Source organism: Lapillicoccus sp. (assembly GCF_025353065.1).
Taxonomy (GTDB): Bacteria; Actinomycetota; Actinomycetes; order Actinomycetales; family Dermatophilaceae; genus Lapillicoccus.
This window is the reverse complement of sequence record NZ_JANXRJ010000180.1, coordinates 1-10,287: the sequence shown is the minus strand read 5'-3', so window position 1 is coordinate 10,287 and position 10,287 is coordinate 1. Positions and strand designations below refer to the sequence as shown.

The 10,287-nt window shown below is 72.3% G+C and carries 9 protein-coding genes; 7 read left to right on the top strand and 2 right to left on the bottom strand.

The window, feature by feature from the left end:
- On the top strand, positions 1 to 427 hold a 427-nt coding region (locus Q0R63_RS14175), incomplete at its 5' end, for a DUF4349 domain-containing protein (protein ID WP_295698486.1).
- Between the two features lie 88 nt (positions 428 to 515).
- Here the strand turns inward: Q0R63_RS14175 and hemE are convergent.
- The gene (hemE, locus tag Q0R63_RS14170; protein ID WP_295698483.1) at positions 516 to 1,601 is read right to left on the bottom strand and encodes a uroporphyrinogen decarboxylase; all 1,086 of its coding nucleotides are present in this window, start codon (positions 1,599 to 1,601) and stop codon (positions 516 to 518) included.
- A 41-nt stretch (positions 1,602 to 1,642) separates the two neighbouring features.
- Positions 1,643 to 2,467, bottom strand: a complete 825-nt coding sequence (locus tag Q0R63_RS14165; RefSeq protein WP_295698481.1) for a DMT family transporter — start codon at positions 2,465 to 2,467, stop codon at positions 1,643 to 1,645.
- 61 nt (positions 2,468 to 2,528) lie between these two features.
- Here Q0R63_RS14165 and Q0R63_RS14160 point away from each other — a divergent pair, with 61 nt between their 5' ends.
- From Q0R63_RS14160 to Q0R63_RS14135, 6 genes are all read left to right on the top strand, one after another.
- Positions 2,529 to 3,113 (top strand): DUF3000 domain-containing protein, encoded by a 585-nt coding sequence (locus Q0R63_RS14160; protein WP_295698478.1) that lies wholly within the window; start codon positions 2,529 to 2,531, stop codon positions 3,111 to 3,113.
- Positions 3,114 to 3,186: 73 nt separating this feature from the next.
- Positions 3,187 to 4,497 (top strand): HRDC domain-containing protein, encoded by a 1,311-nt coding sequence (locus Q0R63_RS14155; protein ID WP_295698475.1) that lies wholly within the window; start codon positions 3,187 to 3,189, stop codon positions 4,495 to 4,497.
- 150 nt (positions 4,498 to 4,647) lie between these two features.
- A complete protein-coding gene (locus tag Q0R63_RS14150) occupies positions 4,648 to 5,898 on the top strand; it encodes a thiolase family protein (RefSeq protein WP_295698471.1) in 1,251 nt (416 codons plus the stop codon).
- Position 5,899: 1 nt separating this feature from the next.
- Positions 5,900 to 8,077, top strand: a complete 2,178-nt coding sequence (locus Q0R63_RS14145) for a 3-hydroxyacyl-CoA dehydrogenase NAD-binding domain-containing protein (protein ID WP_295698468.1) — start codon at positions 5,900 to 5,902, stop codon at positions 8,075 to 8,077.
- 118 nt (positions 8,078 to 8,195) lie between these two features.
- Positions 8,196 to 8,618 carry a hypothetical protein gene (locus Q0R63_RS14140; RefSeq protein WP_295698464.1) on the top strand — a complete coding sequence of 141 codons (423 nt, stop codon included), beginning with the start codon at positions 8,196 to 8,198 and terminating at the stop codon, positions 8,616 to 8,618.
- Between the two features lie 64 nt (positions 8,619 to 8,682).
- Positions 8,683 to 10,212 (top strand): UDP-N-acetylglucosamine 1-carboxyvinyltransferase, encoded by a 1,530-nt coding sequence (locus Q0R63_RS14135; protein ID WP_295698488.1) that lies wholly within the window; start codon positions 8,683 to 8,685, stop codon positions 10,210 to 10,212.
- The last annotated feature ends 75 nt before the right edge of the window (positions 10,213 to 10,287 follow it).

Sequence of the window (10,287 nt, the reverse complement as noted above, 5' to 3'; positions counted from 1 at the left end):
CGAGGCCGACCTCGAGTCGCTGCAGGCCACCCTGGCGACGCTCGACGCGCAGACGACGATGTCGACGGTGAGCATCAGCCTGGCGACCAAGCTCGCGCCGGTGACGACCGCACCGACCGAGACGGGCTTCCTCTACGGGCTGCGGGGCGGGTGGAATGCCTTCACGTCGGTCCTCGGCGGCCTCGTGACAGGACTCGGCGCGGTCCTCCCGTTCCTCGCGGCCCTGGCGCTGCTCGGCATACCGGCCCGGGTGTGGTGGCGTCGCCGCGGCGCCCCGGTCGAGGGTCTCGCCTCTCGTCCGACCGTGACCACGGCCGTCCCCCTGGTCGCACCGGCCGAGACCGACCCCGACCCCCGCCACGCCGAGGAGGTCGACGTCGAGAAGGGTGGCGCCGACGAGGGACCGCGGGCAGAACTGGGCACTTGACGAGGTCTGCACCGGCGCCCCGCTCGGGACCGCGGGCAGGACTGGGCACTTGACGAGGTCTGCACGACCCGGACGTCACCCACCCACGTCAGCGCGTCGAGACCTCGTGCACGAGCTCGACGACCCGGGTCAGCACGCCGGGGTCGGTCCCCGGGAGCACCCCGTGACCGAGGTTGAAGACGTGCCCGGGCGCCCGGCGGCCCTCCTCGACGATGTCGCGGGTCCGACGCTCGACGACGTCCCACGGCGCGAAGAGGAGCGCGGGGTCGAGGTTGCCCTGCACGGCATACGACGGGCCGAGGCGCGCCACCGCGTCGGTCAGCGAGACCCGGAAGTCGACCCCGACGACCTCGGTGCCCGCTGCCGCCATCGACGGCAGCAGCTCACCGGTGCCGACGCCGAAGTGGATGCGCGGCACGTCGAGGTCGGCCACCGCGGCGAGCGCGACGGCGGAGTGCGGCTGGACGTGGCGTTCGTAGTCGGCGACCGACAGCGCCCCCGCCCACGAGTCGAAGAGCTGCACGACGCTCGCCCCCGCGAGCGCCTGGATGCGCAGGAACGTCCCCGCGATCCCGGCCAGCCGTGCGCAGAGGTCGTGCCAGAGCTGGGGGTCGCCGTGCATGAGCGCCTTGGTGCGCTCGTGGTTGCGGCTCGGTCCACCCTCGACGAGGTAGGAGGCGAGGGTGAACGGTGCCCCCGCGAACCCGATCAGCGGGGTCGCGCCGAGCTCCGCCACGAGCAGCTGCACCGACTGGGTGATGTCCGGCACGAGATCGGGCGTCAGCTCGGGAAGCCGGTCGAGGTCGGCCCGGGCGCGGAACGGATCAGCGACGACGGGGCCGGTGCCGGGCACGATGTCGAGGTCGACCCCGATCGCCGCGAGCGGCACGACGATGTCGCTGAAGAAGATGGCGGCGTCGACACCGTGGCGGCGCACGGGCTGCAGGGTGATCTCCGTGACGAGCTCGGGGCGGCGGCACGACTCGAGCATCGGCACGTCGGCCCGCAGGGCGCGGTACTCCGGCAGCGACCGACCGGCCTGGCGCATGAACCACACCGGGGTGCGTCGCACCGGCAGCCGCAGCGCAGCCCGGACGAGATCGCTGTCCCGCGAGGTCGAGGCGGGGGTCGTGGGAGCAGCCGGAACGGCGGTCTCGGGAGCGGCGGACGTCACGCCCCAATCGTCCCACGCCCCGGTATGCCGCCCGGCCACGCTCAGCCGGTAGCGATGGCGACGACCCCCGCCAGCGAGAGCACGACCCCGATGTTCTGGATCACCCGCAGCCGCTCGCCGAGGACGACCCGGGCCAGCAGGATCGTCACGACGGGATAGAGCGAGCCGAGCACGCTCGTCACGCTGACCAGACCCTGCGCCGACGCCGCCGCGAAGAGGGCGTTCGCCGACAGGTCGCTGAGCCCGATGGCCGCCAGCCACGGCACGTCCTGCCGCCGGACGCCCCCGGCGCTGCGCCGCGACAGGCCGATGACGGCGAAGGCGGCGGCGCTGGTCAGCCGCATCCCCCAGAGGGTCGAGACCAGGGAGGAGCGGGCGCCGCGGTCGATGAAGAAGAGGACGAGCCCGAACCCGATGGCGGCGACGACGGCCAGCAGGACGGGACGGACGTGGACGCCGCGCCGCAGCTCCGGGCCGCTCGCGAGCACCGTGCCCAGCACGGCCACCGCCATACCCGCCCAGACCAGCGGTGCCGGCTGGTCCCCCTGCGCCACCCCGAGGAGCACCGGCACAGCGGCCCCCATCGCCGAGATCGGGGCGACGACGCCCATGGTGCCCGTCGCGAGGGCGGCATAGAAGGACACCAGGGCGATGGCGCCGGCGACCCCCGCGGCCACGGCATACGGGATCCAGGCGGTGCCCCGAGGCGGGTGGCCGGCGAGGACGACGATGGTCATCGCCCCGAGCCCGAAGACCTGCGACCAGGCCACGACCGCGATCGCGGGCAGCACCTTCGCGCGCAGACCGCCGAGGAAGTCGCTCGAGCCCCACACCAGGGAGCTCATGAGCGCGAGGACGGCCGACACGGGCACACCGTATCGGCGTGGCTCTCCCCCGCAGGAGGTCGCCGGGACTTAGTCTCAGGAGGTGCGCGGACGAACCCTCACCGGCGACCAGTCCCCCGACTTCACGCGGGCGACGGCGGCCCTGCGTGACGTCCGGCTGCGACCCGAGGTGCGGATCACCGAGGTGCCCGCGCCCCAGCGCATCGCCCCGTATGCCGTGGCCCTCACCGCCGACGTCGTGGGCAGCACGGCCGACGACGACGAGCTGGCCTCCGGCCGCTTCGTCCTGCTGCACGACCCGTCCTCGCCGCAGCCCTGGGAGGGCGAGTGGCGAGTGGTCACCTTTGCCCGAGCAGAGCTCGAGCCCGAGGTGGCCAACGACCCGATGCTCGGCGCCGTCGGGTGGGCCTGGCTCATCGACGCCCTCGAGTCGAGGGGCGTCGACTACGGCACCGAGGCCGGCACCGTGACCCGGGTCGTGTCGGAGAGCTTCGCCGGCCTGGCCGACCGCGAGCCCAGCGTGGAGATGGAGGTCCGCGCCTCATGGACCCCGCACGGCGACGACCTGGGCGCCCACCTGCTCGCCTGGTCCGACCTCCTCTGCACGATCGCCGGCCTTCCGCCGCTGCCCGAGGGAGTCGTGGCCCTGCCCGGACAGCGGCGGTGATGGGTCCGGTCAGTGGCGGTGACACGGCCCCCCCGACAGGCATCTGCACGGCGGAACACGTAGTGTCGTTGGCGTGAGCAACGATTCGGCTACCCTGCCGTCGTCGCCCGAGGAGGAGTCCGACGGGGCCCCTCCGACCGGAGGGGATGACGCACCGGGCACCCCCGAGGACGCCGCACTGCCCGAAGGACCCCCGCTCACCCCGCTCGTGATGCCCGCCGAGGGTGTTCCCGAGGTCGTCGTCGACGAGCACCGACTGGTCGAGGCCGGGCGCGCCATCGCGGCCGGCACCGGCCCCGTCGCGCTCGACGCCGAGCGGGCCTCGGGCCACCGTTACGGCCAGCGCGCCTACCTCATCCAGATCCGCCGGGCCGGCTCGGGCAGCTGGCTGATCGATCCGATCGCCTGCCCCGACCTCACTCCGGTGGCCGAGGGCATCGGCGACGCCGAGTGGGTGCTGCACGCCGCCACGCAGGACCTGCCCTGCCTCGCCGAGGTCGGACTGAAGCCGCACCGCCTCTTCGACACCGAGCTCGGCGCCCGTCTCGTCGGCCTCCCCCGGGTCGGTCTCGGCGCGGCGGTCGAGCACTACCTCGGGCTGTCCCTGGCCAAGGAGCACTCGGCGGTCGACTGGTCGACCCGTCCGCTGCCCGAGCCGTGGCTGCGGTATGCCGCGCTCGACGTCGAGGTCCTCGTCGAGCTGCGCGACGCCATCGCCGGCGAGCTCGAGTCCCAGGGCAAGAGCGAGTGGGCGCGTCAGGAGTTCGAGGCGTTGACCCACTTCACCGGACCCCCCGCACGCATCGACCCGTGGCGGCGGACCTCGGGGATGCACAAGATCCGCAAGCGTCGCACGATCGCCGCCGTGCGCGAGCTGTGGTTCGCCCGGGACCGGCTCGCCCAGCAGCGCGACACCTCGCCGGGGCGGGTCCTGCCCGACGCCGTCATCGTCCAGCTGGCGCTGGCCGCACCTGTGGAGGCGACCGACCTCGACGGGGTCCGCGAGCTGCGGTCCGCACGGCGCAACCCCCGTCCGTGGCTCGAGGCGATCCGGCGCGCCATGACGATCCCCGAGGCCGACCTCCCCCCGTTGACCCTCCCGGCGACCGGTCCCCCGCCGCAGCGTGCGTGGGCCGACCGCGAGCCCGTCGCCGCCGCGCGGCTCACCCAGTCCCGCGAGCAGATCGCCGAGTTCGCCACGGAGCACGACGTGCCCGTCGAGAACGTCCTCACCCCCGATGTCCTGCGACGAGTGCTGTGGCACCCGCCCGCCGACCCGTCGGAGGAGGCCATCCGGCTCGTCCTTCTCGACCTCGGGGCCCGGCCGTGGCAGGTCGACATCACCGCGCCGATCATCGCGGCGGCGTGCGCCGAGCACGTATGACGGCGTGCGCCGAGCACGCGTGACGTCCCTCACGGCAGACGGCGCACGCCGGATGGTTACCGGCCGGTAGCATCGGTGGTGTGCGTCGGCCGACGGCCTGCGCACCCCTCACGTGACCACCACGTGCCCCGCCACCGGAGGAGCTCTTCCATGCCGCGCAGCCTGAAGGAGGTCGTCTTCGTCGACGGGGTCCGCACCCCCTTCGGCCGGGCCGGCGAGAAGGGCATCTACACCCAGACCCGTGCCGACGACCTCGTCATCGCCTGCATCCGTGAGCTGCTGCGCCGCCACCCCGAGCTGCCCAAGGAGCGCGTCGCGGAGGTCGCCCTCGCGGCGACCACCCAGATCGGCGACCAGGGCCTCACCCTCGGGCGCACCGCAGCCCTGCTGTCCGGCCTGCCGAAGACGACGCCGGGCTACTCCGTCGACCGGATGTGCGCCGGCGCGATGACCGCCGTGACCAACACCGCCTCCTCGATCGCCTTCGGCGCCTACGACATCGCGATCGCCGGAGGGGTCGAGCACATGGGCCACCACCCGATGGGTGAGGGCGTCGACCCCAACCCCCGGATCGTCGCGGAGGCCATCGTGGACCCCTCCGCGCTGGTCATGGGCTCCACCGCCGAGAACCTCCACGACCGCTTCCCCGAGCTGACCAAGGAGCGCGCCGACGCGTATGCCGTGCGGTCCCAGGACAAGCTCCAGGCCGCCTACGCCGCGGGCCGGATCCAGCCCGGGCTCGTCGCCGTCGCCACCCGCCATCAGGAGCTCGGGTGGGGCCTGGCCAGCGTCGACGAACCCCCGCGGCCCGGCACGACCCTGCAGGACCTCGCCGCCCTCAAGACCCCCTTCCGGGCGCACGGCCGGGTCACCGCGGGCAACAGCGCCGGGCTCAACGACGGCGCCACCGCCTGCCTCCTCGCGAGCGAGGAGGCGGCCGCCGAGCTCGGCCTCCCGGTGCGGATGCGGCTGGTGTCCTACTCCTTCGTCGGCGTCGAGCCCGAGGTCATGGGCATCGGACCGGTCCCGGCGACCGAGAAGGCCCTGAAGACAGCGGGTTTGGCCATCGACGATATCGGCCTCTTCGAGCTCAACGAGGCGTTCGCCGTCCAGGTGCTCGCCTTCCTCGACCACTTCGGCATCGCCGACGACGACCCGCGGGTCAACGAGTACGGCGGGGCGATCGCCGTCGGGCACCCGCTCGCGTCCTCCGGGGTGCGCCTGATGACCCAGCTCGCCCGGCAGTTCGAGGAGCACCCCGAGGTGCGCTACGGCCTGACCGCGATGTGCATCGGGATCGGGATGGGCGGCGCCGTGATCTGGGAGAACCCGCACCACGCGGCATACACCAGCGAGGTCGCGACCCCCGGGCGCGGAACCGGCGACGAGAAGGTGGCCTGACATGAGCACGGCAACGAGCACGGCAACGAGCACGACGACCAGCACGACGACCGCGCCGCCGGCACCGGTGCAGCCGACCGCGGCCTTCCCCGACGAGGTGATCACCCGCACACCGGTCCGCGACATCACCCTGCCCGGCGGGGCCGGCATCCTCGCGCTGCTGACCCTCGACAACGGCTTCGACCACACGAAGCCGAACACGTTCGGACCGGCGACCGTCGCCGGACTCGAGGCGACGGTCCGCCGACTCGCGGTCCGCGCCGAGGCCGGTGAGATCCAGGCCGTCGGCATCACGGGCAAGCCGTTCGTCTTCGCCGTCGGCGCGGACCTCAAGGCCGTCGCGGGGGCGACGTCGCGCGAGCAGGCCCTGGAGGTCGCCCGCGCCGGCCACCGCGCCTTCGCGGGCATCATGGACCTCCCGGTGCCGACCTTCGCGTTCGTCAACGGCGCGGCGATGGGCGGTGGCGTCGAGATCGGGCTGGCCTGTGACTACCGCACGATCTCGGCCGGTGTCCCCGCCGTGGCGCTGCCGGAGACCTTCCTCGGCCTCGTCCCCGGCTGGGGCGGCTGCTACCTGCTGCCCCGCCTCGTCGGCCCGGGCAACGCGCTCACCGTCATCATCGACAACCCGTTGAGCACCAACCGGATGCTCAAGGGCCCGCAGGCCTTCGCGCTCGGCATGGCGGACGCGATGTTCGAGCCGGCCACCTTCCTCGAGGACTCGCTCGCCTGGGCGGCCGGGGTCGTCGCAGGGACGACCACGGTCACCCGGGCCGAGGTGCCCACCGACGAGGCCGTGTGGGAGGCGGCCCTGAAGAAGGCCAGGTCCGTCGTGCTCGCCAAGACCGGCGGCCAGTCCCCGGCTCCGCTGCGTGCGCTCGACCTCGTCCGCGCGGCCCGGACCTCGACGCGTGACGCGGCGTTCGCCGCCGAGGACGAGGCGCTCGCCGACCTCGTCATGGGCGACGAGCTGCGGGCGGGGCTCTACGCCTTCGACCTCGTGCAGCGCCGGGCCAAGCGGCCGGCCGGTGCACCGGACACGGCGCTCGCCTCGACCGTCACCAAGGTCGGCGTGGTCGGCGCCGGCCTGATGGCCAGCCAGCTCGCGCTCCTGTTCGCCCAGCGTCTCGGGGTGCCGGTGCTGCTGACCGACCTCGACCAGGCCCGGGTCGACAAGGGCGTGGGCTGGGTGCACGCCGAGCTCGACAAGCTCGCGGGCAAGGGCCGGCTGTCCCCCGACGGGTTGAACCGGCTCAAGGCGCTGGTCACCGGCTCGACCACGAAGGACGGCTTCGCCGACGCCGACTTCGTCATCGAGGCCGTCTTCGAGGAGATGTCGGTCAAGAAGACCGTCCTCGCCCAGGTCGAGGCGGTCGTGTCCGCCACCTGCGTGCTCGCGACCAACACCAGCTCGCTGTCGATCACCGAGATGGCCGCCGACCTCGCGCACCCGGAGCGGGTCGTCGGGTTCCACTTCTTCAACCCCGTCTCCGTCATGCCGCTCGTCGAGATCGTCCGTGGCGCCGCCACCGACGAGGCCACCCTCGCCACGGCGTTCGCCACCGGCAGGACGCTGCGCAAGACGTGCATCCTGGTCAAGGACTCCCCCTCCTTCATCGTCAACCGCCTCCTCGGGCGGTGGATGGGCGAGGTGGCGAAGGTCGTCGACGAGGGCACCCCGATCGAGGTGGCCGACTCGGCGTTCGGCGGTCTCGCGCCGATGCCGCCGTTCGTCCTCCTGGGGCTGGTGGGGCCGGCGATCGCCCTGCACAACAACGAGACCCTGGCCGCGGCATACCCTGACCGGTTCTATGTCTCGCCCGGGCTGCGCGCCGTCGTGCAGGCCGGCAAGGCGGCGTTCTACACCTTCCCCGAGGGCCGTCCGACGGTCGACGAGGAGGTGCGGGCGCTGCTCCCGGTCGCCGCCGAGCCGGTCGTCCTCACCCCCGACCAGGTCCGGGAGCGGGTCCTGTCGGTCATCGCCGACGAGGCACGCCGGATGCTCGACGAGGGCGTCGTGCAGGCGCCGATGGACCTCGACCTCGCGATGATCACCGGCGCGGGCTTCCAGTTCTGGAACGGGGGCATCACGCCCCTGCTGGACCGGACCGGCGTCGCCGAGCGGGTGACCGGACAACGGTTCCTGCCGGTGGGGGTGGCCAGCGTCCCGACCCGGTAGGCACCGGCCCGATGCTCCGTGCACCCCGCTGAGGCACGGCCACGACGTTCGGAGATCTCCCAGTCGGATGGGCAAGAATTTCGTTGGCCAGTTTCCCCGGCGAAGGAGCATCGCAAGCGTGAGCCGCGCGACCATGGTGCCTGCCGTGAGGGGCCTGCTGGTGGGGCCCGGGCTCGTCGCCTGCCTCGTCCTCACCGGGTGCACCGCGGTGTCCGACCGGTCCCCCACCGCGGGCGCGACCACCCGGCCGGCCGGCCTGCCGCCGCCGGCGATCACCCACCTGTCCGCGATCGTCTGCAAGGCCGACGCCCACAACGCGTGGTCCTTCACCGCCACCGTGACCAACCGTGACCCGGTGACTCAGGACTACACGATCAAGGCGTCGCTGGTGCGCAAGCAGGACGGTCACGTGGCGGGGTCCAAGGAGATGACCACCGAGCTCGCCACCGGGAAGTCGGTGACGGTCAGCGCGGACCGGTTCTTCACGGGGGACCCGAAGAACCTCGTCTGCGTCCCCACCGTCATCAAGAAGCCCGCGTAGGCCTGCGCAAGCCTGCACAGTGTTATCTCATATATGAGATAACGTGACGGGCATGACCGCCACGATCACCGACACCTACCTGATGCGGATCGGCTCCCTCATCCGGGATGCCCGTCGCCACAAGGGCATGACCCAGGAAGAGCTCGCCAAGGCGCTGCAGACGAGCCAGAGCGCCGTCGCCCGGATCGAACAGGGGCAACAGAATCTCACCCTGGAGACCCTCGCCCGCATCGGCGAGAGCCTCGACTCGGAGTTCGTCTCCCTCGGGCGCTCCGGCCCCCAGCACCTGCGCATCGTCGGCGGCACCAAGCTGCACGGCACGATCGACGTCAAGACCTCCAAGAACGCCGCCGTCGCCCTGCTCTGTGCCTCCCTGCTCAACCGTGGACGGACGACCCTGCGCAGCCTCGCCCGCATCGAGGAGGTCAACCGGATCATCGAGGTGCTCAACTCGATCGGGGTCCGCACCCAGTGGCTCCCCGGCAGCAACGACCTCGAGATCACCCCGCCGGCGCGGCTCGACCTCGACGCGATCGACATCGAGGCGGCCCGCCGCACCCGGACCGTCATCATGTTCCTCGGCCCGCTGCTGCACGACCACGACTCCTTCCAGCTCCCGTATGCCGGTGGCTGCGACCTCGGCACCCGCACCGTCGAGCCGCACATGGCCGCGCTGCGGCACTTCGGCCTCGACGTCGTCGCCACCCACGGGTTCTACGAGGCCACGACCGACCACTCACGCCACCCGCAGCGGGCGATCGTGCTGACCGAGCGCGGCGACACGGTGACGGAGAACGTCCTGCTCGCGGCGGCCCGCAACGAGGGCCAGACCATCATCCGCAACGCGAGCCCCAACTACATGGTCCAGGACCTCTGCTTCTTCCTCGAGATCCTCGGCGTCCGGATCGAGGGCATCGGCACGACGACGCTGACCGTCCACGGCGTGGGCGTCATCGACAAGGACGTCGAGTACTTCCCCTCGGAGGACCCGATCGAGGCGATGAGCCTGGTGGCCGCGGCCGTCGTCACCGGCTCGACGATCACCATCCGGCGCGTGCCGATCGAGTTCATGGAGATCGAGCTGGCGATCCTCGAGGGGATGGGGATGCGCTACGACCTGACGCCGGAATACGTCTCCGCCAACGGGCACACCCGCCTCGTCGACATCACGACGATCCCCGGACCGCTCACCGCGCCCATCGACAAGATCCACCCGTTGCCGTTCCCGGGCCTCAACATCGACAACCTTCCCTTCTTCGCCCTGATCGGCGCGATGGCGGAGGGCACGACGATGCTGCACGACTGGGTCTACGAGAATCGCGCGATCTATCTCACCGAGCTCACCAAGGTCGGGGCCAAGGTCCAGCTCCTCGACCCGCACCGCGTCCTCATCGAGGGGCCGACCCGCTGGCGCGCGGCCGAGGTGATGTGTCCGCCGGCGCTCCGCCCCGCGGTCGTCGTCCTCCTCGCCATGCTCGCGGCACCCGGCACCTCCGTGCTGCGCAACGTCTACGTCATCAACCGCGGATACGAGGACCTCGCCGACCGGCTCAACGCCCTCGGCGCGACGATCGAGGTCTTCCGCGACATCTGAGCCGGCGGGCGGCGTTCTTCCAAGTCGGGCGTGCAGACCTCGTCACGTGCCCCGTTCTGAACGCGTTCCCAGCGC

Bases quoted from the DNA above. Each gene is read 5' to 3' on its own strand.
- Q0R63_RS14150 (WP_295698471.1), top strand. From the start codon at position 4,648: ATGCCGCGCAGCCTGAAGGAGGTCGTCTTCGTCGACGGGGTCCGCACC.
- Q0R63_RS14145 (WP_295698468.1), top strand. From the start codon at position 5,900: ATGAGCACGGCAACGAGCACGGCAACGAGCACGACGACCAGCACGACG.